Raw genomic sequence first — 24,865 nt, forward strand, 5'->3', positions numbered from 1 at the left:
CCTCCTTACAGCATGACCCGACGGAAGTCGGCCAGCAGTTGGGCGAGATAGACGTTGAAGCGGGTGGCCAGCGCGCCGTCGATGACGCGGTGATCCGCGGTCAGCGACATCGGCAGGGTAAGGCGCGGCACGAACTGCTTGCCGTCCCACACCGGCTTCATCACCGACTTGTTCACCCCGAGGATGGCCACTTCCGGCGCATTGACGATGGGTGCGAAGTAGGTGCCGCCGATGCCGCCCAGCGAGGAGATGGTGAAGCAGGCGCCGGACATGTCGGCCGGGCCCAGCTTGCCATCGCGCGCCTTCTTGGCCAGCGCGCCGGTTTCCGCGGCGATCTCGAACACGCTCTTCTTGTCGGCGTCCTTGACCACCGGCACGACAAGACCGTTGGGGGTGTCCGCGGCGAAGGCGATGTTGAAGTACTTCTTGTAGACCAGGTTGTCGCCGTCGAGCGAGGTGTTGAACTCGGGGAATTCCTGCAGTGCGCGCACCGAGGCCTTGATGATGAAGGCGAGCATGGTGAGCTTCTTGCCGGACTTCTCGTGCTCCTTGTTCATCGCCACCCGGAAGGCTTCCAGGTCGGTGATGTCGGCGTCCTCGTGGTAGGTCACAGCCGGGATCATCACCCAGTTGCGCGCCAGATTCTGGCCGGAGATCTTCTTGATGCGGGAGAGCGGCTTGACCTCGACCTCGCCGAACTTGGCGAAGTCCACCTTCGGCCAAGGCAGCAGGTCCAGCCCTCCGCCCAGCGACGCGCCCGCGCCGGCCGCAGCCGCCTTGCCCGGCACCACGCCGGTGCTCATCGCGCCCTTGACGAAGGCGGTGACGTCTTCCTTGAGGATGCGGTTCTTCGGTCCGGTGGCCTTGACCTGGGCGAGATCCACGCCCAGTTCGCGGGCGTAGGCGCGCACCGAGGGGCTGGCGTGCACCTTGCCGCCCAGCTTCACCGCGGAGGGGGCTGCAGCGGGCGCGGGGGCCGGTGCTTTCGCTCCTCCCCCTTCAAGGGGGAGGCTGGGAGGGGGATGGGTCTTGCCGGACGCTGGCTGAACCCCATCCCCACCCTGTCCCTCCCCTTGAAGGGGAGGGGACCCAACAACGGCGCCTGCCGAGGCGCCTGCCGACTCGACCTTGATCATCACCGTGCCCTGCGACACCTTGTCGCCGACCTTGACCAGCACTTCCTTGACCACCCCGGCAGCCGAGGAGGGCACGTCCATGGTGGCCTTGTCGGACTCCAGCGTGGCGATGGCATCGTCCACCTTGATGCTGTCGCCGACCTTGACGAACAGCTCGATCACCGGCACGTCGGAGAAGTCGCCGATGTCGGGAACTGCGACCTCGACCACGCCGCCGGCGGCAGCCGGGGCGGGGGCAGCGGGTGCCGGGGCAGCAGGTGCCGCGGCAGCCGGCTGGGGCGCCGCAGCAGCCGCGCCGGCTGCTTCCACCTTGATCAGCAGGCTGCCTTCCGCGACCTTGTCGCCGACCGCGACCAGCACTTCCTTGACCACGCCGGCGGCCGAGGAGGGCACGTCCATGGTGGCCTTGTCGGATTCCAGGGTGGCGATCGCGTCATCCACCGCGATGGTGTCGCCCACCTTGACGAACAGCTCGATCACCGGCACCTCGGAGAAGTCGCCGATGTCCGGAACCTTCACTTCGATCAACTGGCTCATCGTCATCTCCTCCTCAGACCGTCACCGGATCGGGCTTGTTGGGGTCGAGCTTGTACTTGACCATGGCGGCGGCAACCTTCTCGCGCTCGATCGCGCCCTCGTCGGCCAGCGCCTTGAGCGCGGCCAGGGTCACCCAGTAGCGATCCACCTCGAAGAAGTGGCGCAGCTGCTCGCGGGTGTCCGAGCGGCCGAAGCCGTCGGTGCCCAGGGTCACGTAGCTGCGCTTGACGAAGGGGCGGATCTGCTCGGCGAAGAGCTTCATGTAGTCGGTGGCGGCGATCACCGGGCCTTCGCTGCCTTCCAGGCAGGCCTCGACGTGCGACTTCTTCGGCGCCTCCATCGGGTGGAGCAGGTTCCAGCGCTCGCAGTGCTGGCCGTCGCGGGTCAGCTCGTTGAAGCTCGGGCAGCCCCACAGGTCGGCTTCCACGCCCCAGTCGTTCTTCAGCAGCTCGGCGGCGGCGATGACCTCGTTGAAGATGGTACCGGAACCCAGCAGCTGCACGCGCGGGCCCTTCTTGTCGGCGCCCTTGCGGAAGGCGTACATGCCCTTGAGGATGTCCTTCTCGGCGCCGGCCGGCATCTCGGGATGTTCGTAGTTCTCGTTCATCACCGTGATGTAGTAGTAGATGTCCTCCTGCTCGGCGAACATCCGCCGCATGCCGTCCTGCACGATCACCGCCACCTCGTACTGGAAGGTGGGGTCGTAGGACACGCAGTTGGGGATCATGTTGGCCATGATCTGGCTGTGGCCGTCCTCGTGCTGCAGGCCTTCGCCGTTGAGCGTGGTGCGCCCGGCGGTGCCGCCGATCATGAAGCCGCGGGTGCGCTGGTCGGCTGCCGCCCAGCACAGGTCCATGGTGCGCTGCAGGCCGAACATCGAATAGAAGATGTAGAAGGGCACCATCTGCACGCCGTGCACGCTGTAGGCGGTGCCGGCGGCGATCCAGTCGGCCATCGCGCCGGCCTCGTTGATGCCTTCCTGCAGCACCTGGCCGGTTTCCGATTCCTTGTAGAACATCAGCTGGTCATGGTCTTCCGGCACGTACTTCTGGCCCTGCTGGTTCCAGATGCCGTACTGGCGGAACATGCCTTCCATGCCGAAGGTGCGGCTCTCGTCGGGCACGATGGGCACGATGTGTCGGCCGATCTGCTTGTCCTTGAGCAGGGTGTTCATGATGCGCACGATGGCCATGGTGGTAGACAGCTCGCGCCCTTCGCCGGAGGCCTTCAGCAGCGCGGCGAAGGCGTCCAGGCCCGGCACCGCCAGCGGCTCGGCCTTCTGCCGGCGCTGCGGCAGGAAGCCGCCCAGCTCCATGCGGCGCTCCATCATGTACTTGTACTCGGGCGAACCCTCCTCGAAGCGCAGATAGGGCAGCTCGGCGAGCTTGTCGTCCGGCACCGGCAGGCCGAAGCGGTCGCGGAAGCGGCGGATGGCGTCGATGTCCAGCTTCTTCTGCTGGTGGGAGATGTTCATCGCCTCGCCGGCCTGGCCCATGCCGAAGCCCTTGATGGTCTTGGCGAGGATCAGCGTGGGCTGGCCCTTGTGCTCGGTGGCGGCCTTGTAGGCGGCGAAGATCTTGAACAGGTCGTGGCCGCCGCGGTTGAGATTCCAGATCTCGTCGTCGGTCCAGTCGGCCACCAGCTCCTTCAGTTCCGGGGTGTTGAAGAAGTGCTCGCGCACATAGGCGCCGTCCTTGGCCTTGAAGGTCTGGTACTCGCCGTCCACGCATTCCATCATGCGCTTCTTGAGGATGCCCTTCTTGTCACGCTGCAGCAGCGCGTCCCAGTGGGTGCCCCAGATCACCTTGATCACGTTCCAGCCGGCGCCGCGGAATTCGGCTTCCAGTTCCTGGATGATCTTGCCGTTGCCGCGCACCGGGCCGTCCAGGCGCTGCAGGTTGCAGTTGATGACGAACACCAGGTTGTCGAGACGCTCGCGCGCGGCCATGCCGATGGCGCCGAGCGACTCGACCTCGTCGGTCTCGCCGTCGCCGAGGAAGGCCCACACCTTGCGCGATTCGGCCTTGGCGGCGTCGATCAGGCCGCGGCTGGCGAGGTACTTCATGAAGCGGGCCTGGTAGATGGCCTGCAGCGGGCCGAGGCCCATGGACACGGTGGGGAACTGCCAGAAATCCGGCATCAGCCAGGGGTGCGGATAGGAGGAAATACCCTTGCCGCCCACTTCCTGGCGGAAGCTGTCCATCTGCTCTTCGGTGAGGCGGCCGAGCATGAAGGCGCGCGCATACACGCCGGGCACCGAGTGGCCCTGGAAGAAGATCAGGTCGCCGCCGGTTTCATGCTCCAGGCTCTTCCAGAAGTGCGAGAAACCCACGTCGTAGAGCGCCGCGGCCGAGGCGAAGGAGGCGATGTGGCCACCCACGTTGGTGTGCTTGTTGGCGCGCACCACCATGGCCATGGCGTTCCAGCGGATGTAGGAATGGAGCTTGATCTCCATGTCCGGGTTGCCCGGGTACTTGGGCTGCTGCTCGGCCGGGATGGTGTTGATGTACTGCGTGTTGGCGGAGTAGGGGATGTCCACCCCCTCTTCGCGCGCGGATTCGATCAGCTTCTCGATCAGGTAGTGGGCGCGCGGTGCGCCTTCGTTATCGACGACTGCGGCCAGTGCGTCCAGCCATTCCTGCGTCTCCTGCGCGTCCGGATCGGCCTGCAGCAGTACGTTGGATTTCCCGGTCATGGTCTGTCTCCTCATGACTTGCGGTTAGCGAATCCCTCCCGGCGGGGGTGGAACCGGGCAGGGGCGGTTCTTGATTTGATGCGCGCGTGGCCGTTCCGCAGCGGCGGACGGCCATCTCCTCGAACTATAAAACGTTGTTTCGCGATGTGCAACATCGTTTCGCCTGTTGCAATGAAGCCGACGGCGGCGCTCGTTCGGCCCGGATGCAACAACGCCCGCCGGATGCTGGTCTGCAGCGGGGCGGGCGTTGTCGGGCGCGGAGGCGGAACTGCCGGTGGAGCAGGTCGCAGCGGGCGTGTGTAGCGGGCGAAACGTGGGGGAAAAAAATCGGCCGGGAGATGAGGGAGGGAGGGAGAGATTCTCCCGGCCGATCGGGAAAGCGGATGTCGGGTTGCGGCTTCATTGCCGGACTGCCCGTTGACGGTCTTCGTCTCTTGCAAAGACCACCTGTCCGTTGCGCACCTCGCCCATCGAGATGTCACGGGTATCGGTGATCGTCTCGTGGCTGGTCCGGGAAAAGGGACGATCATACGTCATGATCACGCCCTCGACCCGGGTGCGCAGGTCTTCGAGTGCCTCACGGATGCGGTCTCCGTCGGTGCTGCCTGCCTGCTCGATGGCGGCGGCGAGGAGCAAGGCCGAATCATACCCCTGCGCGGCGGCCGGTGGCACCGGAATGCGTTCCGTTCCCGTTTTCTCCTTCCAGGCGGCGAGAAAGCTCGCGCGCCGTTCGGTGGTGGGTTCCTGGATGAAGGTCTGCGGCATGCGCGCGCCTTCGGCGTTGGGCCCGGCGTTGTCGATGAAGTTGGACATGGCCAGCGTCCAGCTGCCGATCAGCGGCGCCTTCCAGCCCATGCGCGCCATGCCGTTGGCGATCTGCGCAAGCTCCGGGCCGATGCCGTAGGTGAGGATGGCCTGGGCGCCGGCCGCGCGTGCGCGGCGCAAGGGGGTGAGCATGTCGGCCTGGCGCAGCTGGAAGCGCTCCACCGCCACCGGATGGATGTCGCGCTCGACCAGCGCACGCTCCAGGTCCTCGCGGCCGAGCTGGCCGTAGTTGGTGGCGTCGTGGAAGATGGCCACGCGGCGCAGGCCGCGGCGCTCCACCGCTTCCTCGACGATCATCGCCGCCTGCAGGGTGTCGTTGGCCGATACGCGGAAGACGAAGTTCTCCGGGTGCTGGGGCGGCAGGAACTGCTTGGTGATCAGCGAGCCGGTGGCCACCGAGGTGATCACCGGGATGCGTGCCTGCTGGTAGAAGCGCTGGCTGGCGAGCGCCACGCCGGTGTTGACGATGCCCAGGCCGGCCACCACGCCTTCCTTGATCAGCTCCTGCACCACCTGGGCACCACGCTCGTTGCGCGCCTCGTCGTCACGTTCGACGAGCTCGATCGGACGGCCGAGCACGCCGCCGCCGGCGTTGATCTCGGCTGCGGCGATGCGGATGCCTTCGCGCATCGAGATCCCCATCGGGCTGGAGCCGCCGGTGAACGGTCCGGATACGCCGATGCGGACAGGCTCCACCGCCACGGCCTGCGCCGATGCCAGCACCAGTGCCGCCAGCAGCGGCCCGCAGGCACGGCGCAGCAGTCGAAGCGGAGCTCTTGGGAACATGGCCGGACTGTAAGCCGGCCGGTCGCGGGGCTGAATTGGCGAAAACCCCAAGCGCCTGCCGCGACCCTGTCCGCGGTAAGGGAAAGACCGAATGTCGGCCCGCGCGCAGCGCGGCAAGAATGGCGCACTGAATGCCACCGGCACGGACCACCCGCCGCCTGTGCGCACCGCAAACCGCGACCGACCCTTCATTCCATGTCCGATTCCGCCGACCGCGGTCAATTTGCTCCCACCCGCTGGTACTGGACCGCGCCCTATGTGGCGGTGGTGCTGTTCGCCGTCGCCATGCTCGCGCTGGTGTGGCTGCTGCAGGAGCGCGAGGTGGCCGCGCAGCGCAGCGCGGTGGCGCGCGACGTGCAATGGGCCGAGCAGACCCTGCGCCTGCACATGCAGGGCACCGAGGAATTCCTCGGCCAGCTCGCGCGCGACCTCGCCGCCGGGGCGCTCGATCCGGACGCCTTCCAGCTGCGCGCCAACCAGCACATCGCCAACAACAGCGAACTGGTGAACGTGGTGTGGGTGGGCACCGACGAACTGGTGCGCTGGTCGGCGCCCTTCGATACCACGGAATGGCTGGCCGGCGACGCGCTCTCCGGGCCGCAGCTGGAACCCTACGAGCGGGCCCGCGACCAGGGTGGGCCGAGCTACGGCCTTCCCTATGTCAATCCGCGCAGCAATGCGGTGATCGAGGTCTATGTGCCGGTGCGTCGCGGTCGCGAGTTCCTCGGCGCCATTGCCGCCGTCTACTCCATCGAGCGCATGGCGCGCCACATGGTCCCCGGCTGGTTTGCCGAGAAGTACCGCCTGGCGCTGGTCAGCCCGCAGGGCGAGACGCTGGCGGTGAGCTCCGGGGTGAACGAACTGGACGAGAGCGTGTCCTTCGAGATTCCGCTCGATCCGCCGGGCGGCGGCCTGCGTCTGCGCGCCACCGCCTTCCGCACCGCGGGCCACCTGCCGCAGGCGCTGCCGACCATGATCATCATCGGCCTGTCGGTGTTCGTGCTTTGGAGCCTGTGGCTGCTGCGCACCCATGTGCTGCGCCGGGTGCAGGTCGAGCGCGAGCGCGACCGCCTGTTCAATCTCTCGCTCGACATGCTCTGCGTGGTCGGCCTCGACGGGCGCTTCCGGCGCTGCAATCCGGCCTTCGAGCGCGTCCTGGGCTACCCGCCGGACGAACTGGCCGGCCGTGCGCTGCTCGACCTGGTGCACGCCGAGGACGCCGCCACCACGCTGGACCACCTGCGCCTGCTCGAAGGCGGCGAGGCGGTGAGCTTCGAGAACCGCTGCCGCTGCAAGGACGGGCGCTACAAGTGGCTGGTGTGGAGCATCAACCCGGTGCGCGAGGAGAAGCTGGTGTACGCGGTGGCGCACGACATTACCGGACGCAAGGCGGCCGAGGAGGCGCTGCGCGCCGAGTCCGCCTTCCGCAAGGCGATGGAGGAGTCGGTGCTCACCGGCCTGCGCGCCATCGACCTGTCCGGGCGGATCATCTATGTGAACTCGGCCTTCTGCCGCATGGTGGGCTTTTCGCAGGACGAGCTGGTCGGCGCCGAGGCGCCTTTCCCCTACTGGCCGGCCGAGGACGTCGACACCTGCCAGCGCAACCTGGAGCTGACCCTGGCCGGCCAGGCGCCCTCGGGCGGCTTCGAGATGCGCATCAGGCGCAAGAACGGCGAGCGCCTGGACGCGCGCTTCTACCTGTCGCCGCTGATCGACCTGACCGGCAAGCAGACCGGCTGGATGGCCTCGGTCACCGACATCACCGAACCGAAGCGGGTGCGAGCCGCGCTGGAAGCGGCGCACGAGCGCTTCGAGGCGGTGCTCGACGGCCTGGATGCGGCGGTGTTCGTGGCCGATGCGCGCACCGACGAGATCCTCTTCGCCAACCGCGCGTTCAAGAACATCCACGGCTTCGACGCGGTAGGCCGCACGGTGCGCGGCGTGGCGGTGCCCCAGCCCGAGCGCGGCGACTACCGGGTGGACCCGCGCGGCCTGGCCCTGGTCGACCTGCCGCGCGAGCTGTTCGACGGCGAACTGCAGCACCCGCTCTCGGGGCGCTGGTATCACGTGCGCGAGCAGGCCACGCGCTGGGTGGACGGCCGGGTGGTGCGCATGGGCATCGCCACCGACATCACCGACCGCAAGCAGACCGCCGAGGTCTCGCGCCAGCAGGAAGAGCGCCTGCAGCGCACCGGCCGCCTGATCACCATGGGCGAGATGGCCTCCACGCTGGCGCATGAACTCAACCAGCCGCTGTCGGCCATCGCCAACTACTGCATGGGCTGCGTGACCCGCATGCAGTCGGGCAACTGGAAGCAGGAGGACCTGCTGGCGGCGATGCAGAAGGCCAGTTTCCAGGCCGAGCGCGCCGGCAAGATCATCCGTCGGGTGCGCGAGTTCGTGAAGAAGAGCGAGCCGCGGCGCAGCGCGGTGCCGATCGGCGAGGTCCTCGACGACGCCATCGGCTTTGCCGAGATTGACGCCCGGCGCATGGGCGTGCGGGTAGAGGAGGAGGTGCCCGAAGGCCTGCCTGCGGTGTATGCGGACCGCATCATGATCGAGCAGGTGGTGCTCAATCTGGTGAAGAACGGACTGGACGCCATGCACGACAACCCGCCGGAAGACCGGCTGCTGCGGGTGCGCGCGCGCGCGCTCGGGCCGCTCAGTGTGGAGGTGGCGGTGATCGACCGCGGGCACGGCATCGGCGAGGAAGAGCGCAAGCGCCTGTTCACCCCCTTCTACACCACCAAGGCCGAGGGCATGGGCATGGGTCTGAACATCTGCCGCTCCATCATCGAGTTCCACGATGGCAGGCTGACGGTTGAATCCAACCCGGAAGGCGGTACCATCTTCTCCTTCACATTGCCCACGGAGGCTGCGAGTGAGCGTCTTGCCCGCCGAGCCTGACCAGACCATCTACATCATCGACGACGACGAGGCCCTGCGCGACTCGCTCGTCTGGCTGCTGGAGTCCAGCGGCTACCAGGTGCTGGCCCACGAATCCGCCGAAGCCTTCCTCGCCGTCTACAACGAACACCTCACCGGCTGCCTGGTGCTGGACGTGCGCATGCCCGGCATGAGCGGGCTGGAACTGTTCGAGGAACTCGGCCGCCGGCGCTGCACCTTGCCGGTGATCTTCATCACCGGTCACGGCGACGTGCCGATGGCGGTGTCCGCGCTCAAGAAGGGCGCGGTGGACTTCATCGAAAAGCCCTTCTCCGACCGCGACATGCTCGGCCTGATCGAGCAGTGCCTGGCCACCGAGCGCGAGAACCGCTCCAAGCGCCGCCAGGAGGCCGACACCGCACGCCGCCTGGAGCAGCTCACCCAGCGCGAACGCGAGGTGCTGGACCTGATCATCGTCGGCAAGCTCAACAAGCAGATCGCCGACGTGCTCGGCATCAGCATCAAGACCGTCGAGGTGCACCGCGCCCGGGTCATGGAGAAGATGGGCGCGCATTCGCTGGCCGAACTGGTCCAGCACGTGGTCAGCGCCGAGCCCGCTCCGCCGCGCTGAGCACGCAGGCCGCGGCCGCGCGGACCGCGCCCTTTCATCCGCCCGCCGCCCGCAGCGCCACTGCCGGCGGCGTTTTTCCTGGCGGTAACGGCGTTCCGCATCGTGGTACGCCGTTCTTGTGGTGTAATCGGCAACGATGACCTCGATCAACGCTTTCCTCCTGCTAGGTGGTGTGCTGCTGTTCGTCAGCGTGCTGGCCAGCACGCTCTCCGCACGCCTCGGTTTGCCGCTGCTGCTGCTGTTCCTGTTTGTCGGCATGCTGGCCGGCGAGGATGGCATCGGCGGCATCGCCTTCCACGATTTCTCCACCGCCATGCTGGTCGGCCAGCTTGCGCTGGCGGTCATCCTGCTCGACGGCGGCCTGCGCACCCGCATCGAAACCTTCCGGGTGGCGCTGTGGCCGGCCGCGGTGCTCGCCACCTGGGGGGTGATCGGCACCGCCTTGCTGCTTGGGCTGTTCGCCACCTGGCTGCTGGATGTGCACTGGAGCCTGGCCCTGCTGCTCGCCGCCATCGTCGGCTCCACCGATGCCGCGGCGGTGTTCTCGCTGTTGCGCAACAGCGGCGTGCGGCTCAACGACCGGGTCAAGGCCACGCTGGAGATCGAGTCCGGCGCCAACGATCCGATGGCCATCCTGCTGGTCACCGTCATGGTGGAAGTGTTGCTGCAGCCCGAAGCGGCCAGCGGCTGGCGCTTCGCCTTCCTGCTGGTCACGCAGATGGGGCTGGGGGCGCTCGCCGGGGTGGCCGGCGGCTGGGTGCTGGCGCGGCTGCTCGCCCGCCTGCGGCTGGCCGAAGGTCTGTATGCGCTGCTCATCGTCTCCGGCGGCCTGATGATCTTCTCCGCCACCAACGCCATCAACGGCAGCGGCTTCCTGGCCATCTACCTTGCCGGCCTGGTGGTCGGCAACAAGCGCTGCCACGCCACCGAGCATGTGCTGCGGGTGATGGACGGCCTGGCCTGGCTGGCCCAGGCGGGGATGTTCCTGATCCTCGGCCTGCTGGTGACCCCTTCGCACCTGCTGGATAACGCCGGCTACGCGCTGGGCATGGCCCTGTTCCTGATGCTGGTCGCCCGCCCGCTGGCGGTGTGGTCGGGCCTGCTGCCCTTCCACTTCGCGCGCAACGAGGTGGCCTATATCTCCTGGGTGGGCCTGCGCGGCGCGGTGCCCATCGTGCTGGCCATCTACCCGGTGATGATGGGGGTGCCCAACTCCATCCTGCTGTTCGACGTGGCCTTCGCGGTGGTGCTGGTGTCGCTGCTGGTGCAGGGGGCTACGGTGCCGATGGCCGCCCGGCTGTTCCGCGTGGTGGTGCCGCCGCGCGACGAGCCGGTGGACCGCCTCGAAGTGTGGGTGGGCGAGACCGCAGCGCTGGACCTGCTGGAATACCGCGTGGCCGCCGGCTCGCGCGCGGAGGGGCGGCATCCCGACGATCTGCTGGACGAGGAAGGCAGCGACGCAGTGCGCTGCGTGGCCGTGGTGCGGCGCGGCAACCTCCTGCGTACCACCTCCGGCACGCGGCTCGCGCAGGGCGATTCGGTGTGGCTGGCCGCGCCCGACGAACTGGCCGAGCGCCTTGCCAAGGCCTTCGCTGCCGGCGGCGCGGGCAACGAACTGACCGCGCACGCCGGCTTCTTCGGCGAGTTCGTGGTCGATCCGCACTGCCCGGCGGGGGAGTTGGCCGCGGCCTACGGCTTCGAGTTGCAGGAGGACGAGGTCGAACTGCCGCTGGCCGTGATGTTCCGCCGCCGCCTGGCCCGTCCGCCGGTGGTGGGCGACAAGGTCAGCATTGGCGCCTTCGTGCTCACGGTCAAGGAGATGGACCACGCCGGGCACGTCACCCAGATGGGCCTCAAGTGCCCCTCGCTGCCGCGGCTGTTCTGAGCTTCGACCGGTAGGCCGCGGTCGCCCGCGTGGCCGGGCCACAACAGATATTTCCCATGGATGGAAAAGGGTCAATCGTCCGGGCGTTGACCTCGATCAAGCGCGTATCTTTGACCGACCGGTAAGTTTGCTCTCTTTGCCTGCACGAATCGGGGAGTCCGTCCATGGGAGCACCTTTGCCCGCACCGGCCGCCAGCCGGCTGTTCCTTTCGGGTAACGAAGCGGTCGCACGCGCGGTTTGGGAGACCGGCTGCAAGGTCGCCGCCGCCTATCCGGGCACGCCGTCCACCGAGATCCTGGAAGAGCTCGCGCACTACCCGGACCTGTACGCCGAATGGTCGGTGAACGAGAAGGTCTCGCTGGAAGTGGCGCTGGGCGCCTCGATGATGGGCGCGCGCGCTTTCTGCGCGATGAAGCACGTCGGCCTCAACGTGGCCTCCGACGCGCTGATGACCATGACCGTGACCGGCACCGAAGGCGGGCTGGTGATCGCCGTGGCCGACGACGTGGGCATGTCCTCCTCGCAGAACGAGCAGGATTCGCGCTTCTGGGGCCGCTTCGCCCACCTGCCGGTGCTGGAGCCGGCCGACGCGCAGGAGGCCTACGCGATGACCAAGGCGGCCTTCGAGCTGGCCGAGCGCCACCGCTGCCCGGTGATCCTGCGTCTCACCACCCGCATCTGCCACGTCAAGGGCCGTGTCGAGGTGGGCGAGCGGGTCGCCGTGGAGCCGGCCGGCTTCACCAAGGACCCGCGCCGCTGGGTGATGGTACCGGGCAACGCCAAGCCGCGCCTGCCGCTGATGTTCGAACGCGAGGCGGCGCTGGCGGCCGAAGCCGAAACCTCCGACCTGAACCCGCTGTTCGATGGCAGCGACCTTTCCGTCGGCTTCGTCGCCTCCGGTCCGGCCTTCATGCATGTGCGCGAAGCCTTCCCGGATGCGCCGCTGCTCAAGCTCGGCCTGTCCTGTCCGTTGCCGCTGCACAAGATCCGCGCGCTCGCCGGACGGGTGCAGCACCTGGTGGTGGTGGAGGAGACCGAGCCGCTGGTCGAATCCGAACTCAAGGCCGCCGGCATCCCCTGCCACGGCAAGGACATCCTGCCGCGCCTGGGCGAACTCGCCCCCGACGTGCTGCGCCCGGCGGTCGCCCGCCTGTTCGGCGGCGCGGCCCCGGCCCCGGCGCATGTGCCGGCGCAGCAGGTCTTCCCGCGTCCGCCGACCATGTGCGTGGCCTGTCCGCACCTGGGCGTGTATTACACGCTGTCGCAGATGCGCAACCTCATCATCTCCGGCGACATCGGCTGCTACACCCTGGGCGCCGGCCATCCGTGGAACGCGCTGGATACCTGCATCTCCATGGGCGCCTCGATGGGCATGGCGCTGGGCATGGACAAGGGCAGGGGGGCGGCCGACGCCAACAAGAAGGTGGTCGCGGTGATCGGCGACTCCACCTTCCTGCACATGGGCATGCAGGGCCTGCTCGACATCACCTACAACCGCGGCAACGTCACCATCCTGCTGCTCGACAACCGCGCGGTGGGCATGACCGGCGGGCAGGACAACCCGGGCACCGGGCGCGACCTGCACGGCGAGGAAGCCCAGCGGGTGGATTTCGCCAAGCTGTGCGAGGCCCTGGGAGTGAAGCGCGAGCGTATCCGCGTGGTCGATCCCTACCAGCTGCCGGTGCTGTTCAAGGCGCTGCGCGAGGAGACCAAGGTCGAGGAGCCCTCGGTGATCATCACCGACCGTCCCTGCGTGCTGATCGACCACTACCAACCCACCAAGCCCTACCTGGTGGTCGACGAGCGCTGCACCGGTTGTGGCAACTGCGTGGATGTGGGCTGTCCGGCCATCCACGTCACCCGGCGCGAGACCGAAGTGAAACCGTCCGGCAAGGAAGTGGAGCTGTCCTTCGTGCGCATCGAAACCTCCGCCTGTACCGGCTGCGGCCTGTGCGTGCAGCCTTGCGCGCCGGAGGCCATCGTGCACGCCGATCCCGTGCATCCGATCCAGTTCCTGCGCAAGCAATGAGAATGGGGCCAGCATGACTGCAAGCAACAAGACGACCAACATCCTGGTGTGCGGTACCGGCGGCCAGGGCGTGATGACCGCCACCGAGATCCTCGCCGAGGCCGCGCTGTCGCTCGGCTTCGACGCCAAGAAGACCGAGGTGGCCGGCATGAGCCAGCGCGGCGGGGTGGTGACCTCGCACCTGCGCTTCGGCGAGCGTGTGCTGTCGCCGCAGATCGTGCCGGGCGAAGCGGACCTGCTGGTGGGGTTCGAAGCGGCCGAGGCGCTGCGCTGGGTGCACATGCTGCGCCCCGGCGCGGTGGTGCTGATGAACGTCGGCCGCCTGGTGCCGCCGGTGGTGAACATCGGCCTGTTCGACTACCCGGAGGACCCGGTCGCCGAGATCCGTGCGCTGGGCCTCGAGGTGCACGCCTTCGACGCCAGCGCGCTGGCGCAGGAGCTGGGCAACATCCGCCTGGGCAACACCGTGATGCTCGGTGCCATGGCCGACCGCCTGCCTTTCCCGGCCGAAGTGCTGCGCGAGGCGGTGCTGGCGCGCTTCGCCAGCCGCAAGCCGCAGTTGGTGGACGTGAACCGTCAGGCTTTCGAGCTGGGCCGGCGCGCGGTGGCGGAGGAAGCGCTGGCGGCCTAGCCCGTACCAAGGCCGCGCCGTCCGGCGTGTAGGAGCGGGCTTGCCCGCGATGCGGCGGTTGTTTCCTCTTAGGCCGCATCGCGGCCAAGGCCGCTCCTACCGGGCGAGGCCCGTGCCCCGTTCGCACAAGCCCCTGATGCTGCGATAAAATCCCCGGTTTTTCCAAAGGCCATTCCCATGACGGCACGCATCATCGACGGCAAGGCCCTGGCGGAACAGGTGCGCGGCGAGATCGCCACCCGCGCGGCCGCGCTTGCGGCACGCGGCGAGCAGCCCTGTCTCGCGGTCCTGCTGATCGGCGCGGACCCCGCTTCCGCGGTCTATGTGCGCAACAAGGTGGCCGGCTGCGAGAAGGCCGGCATCCGTTCGCTGCGTTTCGACTATTCCGCCGACGTTGCCCCCGAGGAGGTGATGGCCAAGCTGGCCGAGCTCAACGCCGACCCGGCGGTGCACGGCATCCTGGTGCAGCTGCCGCTGCCGCCGCAGTTCGACGAAGCCGCGGTGCTGGAGGCGATCAGCGTGGAGAAGGACGTGGACGGCTTCCACGCCGAGAACGTCGGCCGCCTGTCCCAGAACCAGGAAGCCTTCATCCCCTGCACCCCGCACGGCGTGATGAAGATGCTGGAATCCACCGGCGTGCCGCTGGCCGGCGCGGAAGCGGTGGTGATCGGCCGTTCCAACATCGTCGGCAAGCCGATGGCGATGCTGCTCACCAACGCCGGGGCCACGGTCACCGTGTGCCACTCCAAGACCCGCGACCTGGCCTTCCATACCCGCCGCGCGGACATCCTGGTGGCGGCGGTGGGCAAGCCGCGCTTCGTCACCGGCGACATGATCAAGCCGGGCGCGGTGGTCATCGACGTCGGCATCAATCGTCTCACCGAAGGCCCGGACGCCGGCAAGCTGTGCGGCGACGTGGATTTCGATTCCGCCGCGCAGGTGGCCGGCGCGATCACCCCGGTGCCGGGCGGGGTGGGGCCGATGACCATCACCATGCTGCTGGAAAACACCGTGATTTCCGCCGAGCGCGCCGCGCGCCGCAAGGGACTTTGAAATGAGCGCTACCCCGATCGTCGGCATCATCATGGGCTCCAACTCCGACTGGCCCACGATGAAGGCGGCCGCCAAGGTGCTGGAAGACTTCGGCGTGCCCTTCGAGGCGCGCGTGGTCTCCGCCCATCGCACCCCCGACCTGATGTACGAATACGCCGAAAGCGCGCGTTCCCGCGGCCTGCAGGCCATCATCGCCGGTGCCGGCGGCGCGGCCCACCTGCCGGGCATGGTCGCCGCCAAGACCACCGTGCCGGTGCTGGGCGTGCCGGTGCAGTCCAAGGCGCTCTCCGGCCAGGATTCGCTGCTCTCCATCGTGCAGATGCCCAAGGGCATCCCGGTGGCCACATTCGCCATCGGCGAGGCGGGTGCAGCCAATGCCGGCCTGTTCGCCGTCGCGCTGCTCGCCAACAATGATGCGGCGCTGGCCGACAAGCTCGAAGCCTTCCGCGCCCGCCAGACCCAGGCGGTGCTGGACATGACCCTGGATTGATGAGCGCGCGATGATCCTGCCCCCCGCCACCCTCGGCATGCTCGGAGGCGGCCAGCTCGGCCGCTTCTTCGTTTCCGCCGCCCACGAGATGGGCTACAAGGTCTGGGTGCTGGACCCGGACCCGCACAGCCCCGCCGGCCAGATCGCCGACCGCCATCTGGTGGCCGCCTACGAGGACTTCGCCGCGCTCGACCAGCTGGCCGCCGAATGCGCCGCGGTGACCACCGAGTTCGAGAACGTGCCGGCCGGCACGCTGGACTACCTGGCCAAGTTCATCCCGGTGCATCCGTCGGCCGCTGCGGTCGGCGTGTGCCAGAACCGCATCGCCGAGAAGAGCTTCCTCGCCGACAACGGCCTGCCGCACGGCCCCTTCGCCGCGATCCGCAGCGACGAGGACATCGCCGAGGCCAACGCCGCCCTGTTCCCCGGCGTGCTCAAGGTGGCGCGCTTCGGCTACGACGGCAAGGGCCAGGCGCGCGTCGCCAGCCGCGAGGAGGCGCTCGCCGCCTTCCACGGCTTCAACCGCGAAGCCTGCGTGCTGGAGAAGCTGCTGCCGCTCGACTACGAAGTCTCGGTGGTGCTCGCGCGCAGCGCCGCCGGCGAGGTGCGCGCCTTCCCGACCGGCGAGAACAGCCACCGCCACGGCATCCTGGACGTCACCATCGCCCCGGCGCGCGCTTCCGCCTGCCTGGCCGACAATGCCCAGCAGGTTGCCGAGCAGATTGCCGCCAGGCTCGGCTATGTCGGCACCCTGGGGGTGGAGTTCTTCGTCACCCGCGGCGAGCTGGTGGTCAACGAGATGGCCCCGCGCCCGCACAACAGCGGCCACCACACCATCGATGCCTGCGTCACCAGCCAGTACGACCAGCAGGTGAGGGCGCTCACCGGCCTGCCGCTGGGCGAGCCGCGCCAGCACTCGGCCGCGGTCATGGTGAACCTGCTCGGCGAGCTGTGGTACGAGGGCGGCGCGCACGACGGCAAGTATCGCGAGCCGGACTGGTCGGTGCTGCACGCCGTGCCCGGCCTGCGCCTGCACCTGTATGGCAAGCACCACGCCCGCCCGGGCCGCAAGATGGGTCACTTCACGGTGATCGGCGACGACCCCGCCGCAGTGCTGGAACGCGCCATGGCCGCACGCGCGGCCATCGGCATCCGCGACGAATGAGCGCTGTGCCGGGACGCATCGCCGCGCCCACGGCGGACAACATTGCCCGTGCCGCGGCGCTGCTGCGCGCGGGCAAGCTGGTCGCCCTGCCTACCGAAACCGTGTATGGACTTGGCGCCGACGCGCTCGATCCGGTCGCCACGGCCGCCATCTTCGCCGCCAAGGGCCGCCCGGCCGACCACCCGCTGATCGTCCATCTGCCCTCGGCCGAACACCTGCCGCGCTGGGCGCGCCGCATCCCCAAGGAGGCGCTCGCGCTGGCGCGCGCCTTCTGGCCCGGCCCGCTCACGCTGATCCTGCCGCGCGAGGAGGACGTGCCCGACGCGGTCACCGGCGGGCAGGACACCGTCGGCCTGCGCGTGCCCAATCATCCGGTGGCGCTCGCCCTGCTGGCCGCCTTCGATTCCGGCATCGCCGCGCCCAGCGCCAACCGCTTCGGGCGTATCAGCCCGACCACCGCCGCGCACGTGGAGCAGGAACTCGGCGAGCGCGTGGACCTGATCCTCGACGGCGGCCCCTGCCAGGTCGGCATCGAATCCACCATCCTCGACCTGTCGCGCGACGAGCCGGAGATCCTGCGCCCCGGCGCGATCACCGCCGAGGACATCGCCCGCGTCATCGGCCGCCGGCCGAAGGTGCGCGGCGAAGCTGCGGCGCCGGCCGAGGAGACTGTCGACACCCCGCGCGTCTCCGGTTCGCTCGCCGCCCACTACGCCCCGTCCACCCCGCTGCGCCTGCTGCCTGCGGCCTTGCTGGTCGAAGAGGCCGCCGAGCTGGCCGGCGAGGGCAGCCGGGTGGCGGTGCTCGCCCACGGCTGTGCCGACCCCGGCGACAGCCGCTTCACCTGGATCGCCGCCGGCGCCGACCCGGCAATCTACGCTCACGACCTCTACGCCCACCTGCGCGCGCTCGACGCGCTGGGCGCCGATTTCATCCTGGTCGAAGCCCCGCCGGCCGATCCCGCCTGGTCTGCCATCGCCGACCGCCTGGGCCGCGCTGCGGTCGGTTCCGGCGAGGCGGACGAGACCTGAGGCCCGAGCGAAACCGGGTGGTCCAACTTGGGACTTCCAATCGACCGGGCGTGTGGCTATAATTCGCCGCCTCAAGGGCCGATAGCTCAGCTGGGAGAGCGCCGCGTTCGCAATGCGGAGGTCGGGAGTTCGATCCTCCTTCGGTCCACCAGATACCAGAAAGCCAGAGTCGCAAGACTCTGGCTTTCTTGCGTCTACCGCGAACTTTCCCCCACTTCCGCCCCCGCTGCATGACAGGCACAAGCCTCGCCGTGCGCGGCCGAGACCAGCTCCTGCAGGATGCCGCAGTCCGCGGCCAGGTGGCCGGTGTCGCAGCGCGCGCGCAGGGCGGCGAGCTGGTTTTCCAGTGCGCGCAGCGACTGCAGGCGTGCGCGCACCCGGGCGAGCTGGGCGTCGATCAGCTGGTTGATGTCGCCGCAGTCGGCCTGGGGGTGGGCGACGAAGTCGAGCAGGCGGGCGATCTCGGCCAGGGGCATGTCGAGCGCGCGGCAGTGGCGGATGAAGGCCAGGCGTTCGAGCTGCGGCGTGCCGTAGTCGCGGTAGCCGTTCGGCGCGCGCGTCGGCGGCGGCAGCAGGCCGGCTTTCTCGCAGTAGCGGATGGTGTCGACGTCCACGCCGGTGCTGCGGGACAACTCGCCGATGCGCATGGGGGGCTCCTGTTCTGTCGTGCCCAGTCTAGCGCTTGACCCTGGAGTTGCTCCAGGGTTTCAAATCGCTGCATCGAAGTTGCGACGATGGAGGAAAGAGATGTCCGCATGTTGTTCGGGGGGATGTTCGGCGCCGGCGACCCGTGTCAGTCCGCGGTTTCGCCGCGCCTTGTGGGTGGCGCTGGTGATCAACGCGCTGATGTTCGGGGTGGAGATCGTCGGCGGGCTGAAGTCGGGCTCGGTTTCGCTGCTGGCCGATGCGGTCGATTTTGCCGGCGATGCGGCCAACTACGGCCTGTCCCTGGCGGTGCTGTCGATGGGCCTGTTGTGGCGGGCGCGCGCCGCGCTGGTCAAGGGGCTCACGATGGCCGCCTATGGGGTGTTCGTGCTCGGCAAGACCGCCTGGGCGGCGGTGCATGGGGTGCCGCCCGAGCCGGTGACGATGGGCGTCATCGCAATGCTGGCGCTGTTCGCCAACCTTGTTGTCGCGGCGCTGCTCTATGCCTACCGTGAAGGTGACGCCAACATGCGCTCGGTGTGGCTGTGCAGCCGTAACGACGCGATCGCCAACGTGGCGGTCGGCGCGGCGGCGCTCGGGGTGATGGGCAGCGGATCGGCGTGGCCGGATCTGCTGGTGGCAGGGGTGATTGCCGGGCTGGCGCTGTCGGCCGGGCACAGCGTGGTGCGCCAGGCCCGCAGCGAGATCGCCGCACAGGCCACGATCGCCGCTGCTTGAGCCGGTGACGAGGCGTGCCTGGCTCGTTTGGGGAAGGCCGGGATGAAGCATGACGCACGCTGGTCGCAGAAGGTCACGGAAAGGAGCCATGCGCTGGATCTGGAACCGGGCGTCTTCGCGCTGCAGGATCCGCGCGAGATTGCCCGCTCGCTGGCGCGCTCGGCCGAGGCGAGCAGCACGCGCCGTACCGATCCCTTCCGGTCGGCCATGTCGATGCTGAACTTCTACATCAACCGCGCCGGCTCGCGGCTGACGGCCGAACGGCGTGACCGCCTCGAAGCCGCCAAGGACGAGCTGCGCGCGCTCTACGGTCGTCCCCGCCGTCGGGTGTGACGGAGGTCGCGCCCTCCGGCGGCGACGTCAGCCGTCCTCGATCCGCGGACCCGGCCCCTCCGCGGGCAGGCCGGTGTCCGGGTCTATCCATTCGGCGATGCCGACTTCGTCCTCGGCTTCCGCCAGGCTCTCGCCCACCTCCAGGTCTTCCTCGACGTCGGTGGACTGCACGTCGGTGACCGCTTCGAGCAGGGTGGCGAAGGGGCCGAATTCCGCGCCGCTGGCCTTGTCCTGCCAGTAGAAGCCGTCGGGTCGTTCGATGATGCGCGTGCTGTCGTAGTTGGGCGGCGTCTGCGGGATCACGGGGGGCATGAAGCGCTCTCCTTCGGCGGGCTCATCCGGGTGCGGCGGCGGGAATGGCCGCCAGTGTTCAGGATAGACGGCGCCCTGGCGTGCTGCGCGCGTCACTGTCGCCCCGCCTTGCGCAGCGTCTATGCTGAATGCAGGCAGGGCGCTGCCCGGTGCAATGCGCGCCGCAGGCCCGCAGCGAGAACGGGCTGCAGGCGCCAATAGGGGGAGGGCATGGTGGATCGACCGTCGATCATCCGCAAGAATGCGGACGCGCTGCGCGTGGCGCCCAACCTGCTCGACTATGCGGCCACTTGCCGCGATTTCTCGTGGGACATGGTGCGCGCGGCGCTCGCCGGGTTGCCCGGCGGCGCGCTCAACATCGCCCACGAAGCGGTGGTGCGTCATGCCGAGGGGGCGGCGGGCGAGCGCATCGCGTTGCGCTTTGTCGGCCGCGCGCGCCAGCGCGACATGAGCTACCGCGAGCTCGCGGCGCAGACCGCGCGTTTCGCCAACGTGCTCGCGGCGCTCGGCGTGCGGCGTGGCGAGCGGGTGTTCGTGCTCAGCGGGCGGATCCCGGAACTCTACGTGGCGGTACTCGGCGGGCTGCGCGCCGGCTGCGTGGTGTCGCCGCTGTTCTCCGCCTTCGGCCCAGAGCCGGTGGCCACCCGCGTCAATCTCGGCCGCGGCGCGGTGCTGGTGACCACCGAGTCGCTGTATCGCCGCAAGGTGGCGCCGGTGCGCGGGCAGCTGGCGACGCTGCGCCACGTGCTGTTGGTGCGCGATGAGGAGGACGGTGAGGGGGACTGTCCGCCCGGCACCGAGGACCTGGCGCGCCTGATGGCGCAGGCCACCGAGCGCTTCGACACGGTGGCCACCGCGCCCGACGAGCTCGCCCTGCTGCATTTCACCAGCGGCACCACCGGCACGCCCAAGGGCGCGATGCATGTGCACGGCGCGCTGCTGATGCACTGGATGAGCGGGCGCTATGCGCTCGACCTGCACGCGGATGACGTGTTCTGGTGCACCGCCGACCCGGGCTGGGTCACCGGCACCTCCTACGGCATCGTCGCGCCGCTGCTGCACGGGGTGACGTCCATCATCGACGAGGAGGACTTCGACGCCGAGCGCTGGTATCGCATCCTGCAGGCGCAGCAGGTCAGCGTTTGGTACACCGCGCCGACCGCGGTCCGCATGCTGATGAAGGCCGGCGCCGAGCTGGCGCGCCGCTTCGCCTTTCCGCAGCTGCGTTTCGTCGCCAGCGTGGGCGAGCCGCTCAACCCGGAGGCGGTGTGGTGGGGCCAGGAGGTGCTCGGCCTGCCGATCCACGACAACTGGTGGCAGACCGAAACCGGCGGGATCATGATCGCCAACCTGCCCGCGCTCGACATCAAGCCCGGCTCCATGGGGCTGCCGCTGCCCGGCGTGGAGGCGGCGATCGTGCGGCGCACCGCGGACGGCGCGGTCGAGCCGGTCGCGGCGCCCGACGTCGAAGGCGAACTCGCCTTGCGCCGCGGCTGGCCGTCGATGCTGCGCGGCTACCTGGACAACGAGGCGCGCTACCGCCAGTGCTTCAGCGGCGACTGGTACCTCACCGGCGACCTGGCGCGGCGCGATGCCGACGGCTATTTCTGGTTCGTCGGCCGCAGCGACGACGTGATCAAGTCGGCCGGCCACCTGATCGGGCCCTTCGAGGTCGAGAGCGTGCTGATGGAGCACCCGGCGGTGGCCGAGGCGGGGGTGATCGGCAAGCCCGACCCCATGCTCGGCGAGGTGGTCAAGGCCTTCGTCTCGCTGCGCCAGGGCGTCGAACCCGGCGAGGCGCTGCGCGCCGAACTGCTCGCCCACGCACGCCGCCGGCTGGGCGCGGCGGTGGCGCCGAAGGAGATCGACTTCGCCGCCACGCTGCCGCGCACCCGCAGCGGCAAGATCATGCGCCGGCTGTTGAAGGCGCGCGAACTCGGTCTGCCGGAAGGCGACCTGTCCACGCTGGAGGGCGGCGCATGACTGCACGGCGCAAACCGAAAGCGGCTGCCGGCGAGCCGTTGCCGCCAGCGCTGCGCCTGCTCGCCGACATGCTGCGCATCCGCCGCATGGAGGAGAAGTGCGCCGAGCTCTACGGCGCGGGCAAGATCCGCGGCTTCCTGCATCTGTACATCGGCGAGGAGGCCTGCGCGACCGGGGCGATGCACGTGCTGGCGCCCGACGACAACGTGGTCGCCACCTACCGCGAACACGGCCACGCCCTGCTGCGCGGCGTGCCGATGACCGCGATCATGGCCGAGATGTACGGCAAGGCCGCCGGCTGCTCGCGCGGGCGCGGCGGCTCGATGCACCTGTTCGACGCAGCGCGGCGCTTTTACGGCGGCAGCGCGATCGTCGGCGGCGGCCTGCCGCTGGCGGTGGGGCTCGCGCTGGCCGATCGCATGCAGGGCGTCCGGCGCGTCACCGCCTGCTTCTTCGGCGAGGGGGCGATGGCCGAAGGCGCCTTCCACGAGGGCATCAACCTCGCCGCGCTGTGGCGGCTGCCGGTGCTGTTCCTGTGCGAGAACAACCTCTACGCCATGGGCACCGCGCTGGCGCGTTCGGAGTCGCAGACCGACCTGTGCGCCAAGGCCGCGAGCTACAAGGTGCCCACGCTGTGCGCCGACGGCATGGACGTGCTCGCGGTGCAGGAGGCCACGCGCCGCGCAGCCGGGCAGGTGCGCGAGGGCGGCGGGCCCTGTTTCGTGGAACTGCAGACCTACCGCTTCCGCGCCCATTCGATGTTCGACCCCGAACTCTATCGCGACAAGGCCGAAGTGGAAGCCTGGAAGGCGCGCGGGCCGATCCACGGCTTCTCGGCCCGCCTGAAGGCCGCGGGCGAGCTCACCGAGGCGCAGTTCCTGGCGCTCGATGCCGAGGCCGGGCGCGAGGTCGAGGCGGCGGTGGCGTTTGCCGAGGCCGCGCCCTGGGAGCCCGAGGCCGATCTGCTCCGCGACGTCACCACCCCGGGGAGCGCGCCATGAGGACGAGCTATCGCGAGGCCATGCGCCAGGCGCTGCACGAGGCGCTGAGCGGCGACCCGCGCGTGTTCCTGATGGGCGAGGACGTGGGGCGCTACGGCGGCACCTATGCGGTGTCCAAGGGCTTCATCGACGAGTTCGGCGGCGAGCGCATCCGCGACACCCCGCTGTCGGAACTCGGCTTCGTCGGCGCCGGCATCGGCGCGGCGCTCGGCGGCATGCGGCCTATCGTCGAGATCATGACGGTCAATTTCAGCCTGCTGGCGCTCGACCAGATCGTCAACAGTGCGGCGCTGCTGCGCCACATGTCCGGCGGGCAGTTCTCGGTGCCGCTGGTGATCCGCATGGCCACCGGCGCCGGCCGCCAGCTCGCCGCCCAGCACTCGCACAGCCTGGAGAACTGGTACGCGCACATTCCCGGCATCCGCGTGCTCGCCCCGGCTACCGTGGCCGACGCGCGCGGCATGCTAGCCCCGGCGCTCGCCGATCCCGACCCGGTGGTGATCTTCGAGCACGCCCTGCTGTACAACCTGGAGGACGAGCTGGCCGGCGACTGGCGCTGCGACATCGAGCGCGCCGCGATCCGCCGTCCGGGCACGCAACTGAGCCTGATCACCTACGGCGGCTGCCTGCCCAAGGCGCTGGAGGCGGCCACGCAGCTCGCTGGCGAGGGGCTCGACGTCGAGGTGGTTGATCTGCGCGTGCTGCGCCCGCTGGATGCGGACACCATCGCCAACTCGGTGCGCCGCACGCACCGCGCGGTGATCGTCGACGAGGGCTGGCGCAGCGGCAGCCTGGCCGCCGAGGTGATGGCGCGCATCGTCGAGCAGTGCTTCTACGATCTCGACGCCCCGCCGCTGCGGGTGTGCAGCGAGGAGGTGCCGATCCCCTACGCCAAGCACCTGGAGGATGCGGCGCTGCCGCAGGTCGCAGACATCGTCACGGCGGTCAGGGAGACGCTGAATGTTTGAGTTCCGCCTGCCCTCGCTAGGCGCCGACATGGACGCGGGCAAGCTGCTCGAATGGACGGTGAAGCCGGGCGACGCGGTGCGCAAGGGGCAGGTGGTGGCGGTGGTCGATACCGCCAAGGCGGCGATCGACGTGGAGATCTGGCAGGACGGCACGGTGTTCGAACTGCTGGTCGAACCCGGCGAGCGCATCCCGGTGGGCACGGTGCTGGCGACCCTGCTCGAACCGGGCGAGCAGCCCGGCGAGCTGCGCCCCCGCCCGCCCGGGCGGGCGCGCATCTCGCCGGCCGCACGCAAGCGCGCCGAGGCGCTGGGCGTGGATGCGGCCCGGCTCAAGGGCAGCGGCGCGGGCGGGGCGGTGACCCTTGCCGACGTCGAAGCCGCCGCCGCGCCCCGCCCGGCCGCGGAGGCCGGGCGCGACCGGCAGGCCGCCATGCGCGGGGTGATCGCCGCGGCGATGAGCCGCGCCAAGCGCGAGATCCCGCATTACTACCTGCTCGAGACCATCCCCATGGCCCGCGCGCAGCGCTGGCTCGCGCAGGCCAACGAGGGCCGGCCGATCGAGCGCCGCCTGCTGATGGCGGTGCTGCAGATCAAGGCGGTGGCCCTGGCGCTGGCCGAGTACCCCGAACTGAACGGTCATTTCCGCGACGGCCGCTTCGTGCCGGGCGCCGCGGCGCACGTCGGCGTGGCGATCGCGATGCGCGGCGGCGGGCTGGTGGCGCCGGCGCTGCACGATGTGCGCGCCAAGTCGCTGGACCAACTGATGGGCGAGCTTGCCGACCTGGTGCGGCGCACCCGGGCGGGCTCGCTGCGCAGCTCGGAGATCGCCGATCCGACGGTCACGGTGACCAACCTTGGCGACGAAGGCGTCGAGGCGGTGATGGGCGTGATCTACCCGCCGCAGGTCGCGCTGGTCGGCTTCGGGCGTGTGGCGCTGCGTCCCTGGGTGGAGGACGGCGCGCTCCTCGCGCTGCCCACGGTGGTGGCCAGCCTGGCCGCCGACCACCGCGTTTCCGACGGCCACCGCGGCGCGCTGTTCCTGGCCGAACTGCGCGAGCGCCTGCAGCACCCCGAGGAGCTTTGAGCGCCGCCGGCGCAGGGAGG

20 protein-coding genes and 1 tRNA gene are annotated in these 24,865 nt (G+C 69.4%); 16 read left to right on the top strand and 5 right to left on the bottom strand.

The window, feature by feature from the left end; translation table 11 throughout:
• Nucleotides 1-5 precede the first annotated feature (5 nt).
• From aceF to IAI53_RS01730, 3 genes are all read right to left on the bottom strand, one after another.
• Nucleotides 6-1,673 (bottom strand): dihydrolipoyllysine-residue acetyltransferase, encoded by a 1,668-nt coding sequence (aceF, locus tag IAI53_RS01720; protein WP_187716436.1) that lies wholly within the window; start codon nucleotides 1,671-1,673, stop codon nucleotides 6-8.
• Between the two features lie 13 nt (nucleotides 1,674-1,686).
• Nucleotides 1,687-4,368: a pyruvate dehydrogenase (acetyl-transferring), homodimeric type gene (aceE, locus tag IAI53_RS01725; protein WP_187716437.1), complete on the bottom strand. Its 2,682-nt coding sequence runs from the start codon at nucleotides 4,366-4,368 to the stop codon at nucleotides 1,687-1,689.
• A gap of 399 nt (nucleotides 4,369-4,767) precedes the next feature.
• Nucleotides 4,768-5,979 carry an ABC transporter substrate-binding protein gene (locus IAI53_RS01730; RefSeq protein ID WP_187716438.1) on the bottom strand — a complete coding sequence of 404 codons (1,212 nt, stop codon included), beginning with the start codon at nucleotides 5,977-5,979 and terminating at the stop codon, nucleotides 4,768-4,770.
• 195 nt (nucleotides 5,980-6,174) lie between these two features.
• Here IAI53_RS01730 and IAI53_RS01735 point away from each other — a divergent pair, with 195 nt between their 5' ends.
• From IAI53_RS01735 to IAI53_RS01780, 10 genes are all read left to right on the top strand, one after another.
• Entirely contained in the window at nucleotides 6,175-8,886 is a 2,712-nt protein-coding gene (locus IAI53_RS01735) for a PAS domain S-box protein (RefSeq protein ID WP_187716439.1), read from the top strand.
• Nucleotides 8,861-9,496, top strand: coding sequence for a response regulator transcription factor (locus IAI53_RS01740; protein ID WP_187716440.1), 636 nt, complete (start codon nucleotides 8,861-8,863; stop codon nucleotides 9,494-9,496). The genes IAI53_RS01735 and IAI53_RS01740 overlap by 26 nt, the downstream gene beginning before the upstream one ends.
• A gap of 136 nt (nucleotides 9,497-9,632) precedes the next feature.
• The gene (locus IAI53_RS01745; RefSeq protein WP_187716441.1) at nucleotides 9,633-11,381 is read left to right on the top strand and encodes a potassium/proton antiporter; all 1,749 of its coding nucleotides are present in this window, start codon (nucleotides 9,633-9,635) and stop codon (nucleotides 11,379-11,381) included.
• A 164-nt stretch (nucleotides 11,382-11,545) separates the two neighbouring features.
• Nucleotides 11,546-13,411, top strand: a complete 1,866-nt coding sequence (locus IAI53_RS01750; protein WP_187716442.1) for a thiamine pyrophosphate-dependent enzyme — start codon at nucleotides 11,546-11,548, stop codon at nucleotides 13,409-13,411.
• Between the two features lie 13 nt (nucleotides 13,412-13,424).
• Nucleotides 13,425-14,042: an indolepyruvate oxidoreductase subunit beta gene (locus IAI53_RS01755; RefSeq protein WP_187716443.1), complete on the top strand. Its 618-nt coding sequence runs from the start codon at nucleotides 13,425-13,427 to the stop codon at nucleotides 14,040-14,042.
• 177 nt (nucleotides 14,043-14,219) lie between these two features.
• A complete protein-coding gene (gene folD / locus IAI53_RS01760) occupies nucleotides 14,220-15,095 on the top strand; it encodes a bifunctional methylenetetrahydrofolate dehydrogenase/methenyltetrahydrofolate cyclohydrolase FolD (RefSeq protein WP_187716444.1) in 876 nt (291 codons plus the stop codon).
• 1 nt (nucleotide 15,096) lies between these two features.
• Nucleotides 15,097-15,585 (top strand): 5-(carboxyamino)imidazole ribonucleotide mutase, encoded by a 489-nt coding sequence (gene purE / locus IAI53_RS01765; protein WP_187716445.1) that lies wholly within the window; start codon nucleotides 15,097-15,099, stop codon nucleotides 15,583-15,585.
• 10 nt (nucleotides 15,586-15,595) lie between these two features.
• Complete coding sequence (locus IAI53_RS01770; RefSeq protein WP_187716446.1) at nucleotides 15,596-16,750, top strand: 5-(carboxyamino)imidazole ribonucleotide synthase; 1,155 nt, start codon at nucleotides 15,596-15,598, stop codon at nucleotides 16,748-16,750.
• On the top strand, nucleotides 16,747-17,781 hold the full coding sequence (locus IAI53_RS01775; protein ID WP_187716447.1) for an L-threonylcarbamoyladenylate synthase: 1,035 nt from the start codon (nucleotides 16,747-16,749) through the stop codon (nucleotides 17,779-17,781). Before IAI53_RS01770 ends, IAI53_RS01775 begins: the two co-directional genes overlap by 4 nt.
• A 75-nt stretch (nucleotides 17,782-17,856) precedes the next feature.
• A tRNA-Ala gene (locus tag IAI53_RS01780) sits at nucleotides 17,857-17,932 on the top strand.
• Between the two features lie 43 nt (nucleotides 17,933-17,975).
• Here IAI53_RS01780 and cadR read toward each other — a convergent pair.
• On the bottom strand, nucleotides 17,976-18,428 hold the full coding sequence (gene cadR, locus IAI53_RS01785; RefSeq protein WP_187716448.1) for a Cd(II)/Pb(II)-responsive transcriptional regulator: 453 nt from the start codon (nucleotides 18,426-18,428) through the stop codon (nucleotides 17,976-17,978).
• Nucleotides 18,429-18,603: 175 nt separating this feature from the next.
• Here cadR and IAI53_RS01790 point away from each other — a divergent pair, with 175 nt between their 5' ends.
• Entirely contained in the window at nucleotides 18,604-19,164 is a 561-nt protein-coding gene (locus IAI53_RS01790; RefSeq protein WP_349771906.1) for a cation efflux transmembrane domain-containing protein, read from the top strand.
• Between the two features lie 42 nt (nucleotides 19,165-19,206).
• On the top strand, nucleotides 19,207-19,497 hold the full coding sequence (locus IAI53_RS01795; protein WP_187716450.1) for a DUF3175 domain-containing protein: 291 nt from the start codon (nucleotides 19,207-19,209) through the stop codon (nucleotides 19,495-19,497).
• Nucleotides 19,498-19,524: 27 nt separating this feature from the next.
• Here the strand turns inward: IAI53_RS01795 and IAI53_RS01800 are convergent, their stop codons facing one another.
• A complete protein-coding gene (locus tag IAI53_RS01800) occupies nucleotides 19,525-19,809 on the bottom strand; it encodes a hypothetical protein (RefSeq protein ID WP_187716451.1) in 285 nt (94 codons plus the stop codon).
• Nucleotides 19,810-20,019: 210 nt separating this feature from the next.
• Here IAI53_RS01800 and acsA point away from each other — a divergent pair, with 210 nt between their 5' ends.
• From acsA to IAI53_RS01820, 4 genes are read left to right on the top strand one after another with little or no spacing between them, the layout of a single operon-like run.
• Nucleotides 20,020-21,792, top strand: a complete 1,773-nt coding sequence (gene acsA, locus IAI53_RS01805) for an acetate--CoA ligase (protein WP_222948134.1) — start codon at nucleotides 20,020-20,022, stop codon at nucleotides 21,790-21,792.
• A complete protein-coding gene (gene pdhA, locus IAI53_RS01810) occupies nucleotides 21,789-22,793 on the top strand; it encodes a pyruvate dehydrogenase (acetyl-transferring) E1 component subunit alpha (protein WP_187716453.1) in 1,005 nt (334 codons plus the stop codon). The genes acsA and pdhA overlap by 4 nt, the downstream gene beginning before the upstream one ends.
• Nucleotides 22,790-23,761 carry an alpha-ketoacid dehydrogenase subunit beta gene (locus IAI53_RS01815; RefSeq protein ID WP_187716454.1) on the top strand — a complete coding sequence of 324 codons (972 nt, stop codon included), beginning with the start codon at nucleotides 22,790-22,792 and terminating at the stop codon, nucleotides 23,759-23,761. The genes pdhA and IAI53_RS01815 overlap by 4 nt, the downstream gene beginning before the upstream one ends.
• Entirely contained in the window at nucleotides 23,754-24,845 is a 1,092-nt protein-coding gene (locus IAI53_RS01820; RefSeq protein WP_187716455.1) for a dihydrolipoamide acetyltransferase family protein, read from the top strand. The genes IAI53_RS01815 and IAI53_RS01820 overlap by 8 nt, the downstream gene beginning before the upstream one ends.
• Nucleotides 24,846-24,865 lie beyond the last annotated feature (20 nt).

It is taken from the genome of Thauera sedimentorum, from assembly GCF_014489115.1.
Taxonomy (GTDB): domain Bacteria; phylum Pseudomonadota; class Gammaproteobacteria; order Burkholderiales; family Rhodocyclaceae; genus Pseudothauera; species Pseudothauera sedimentorum.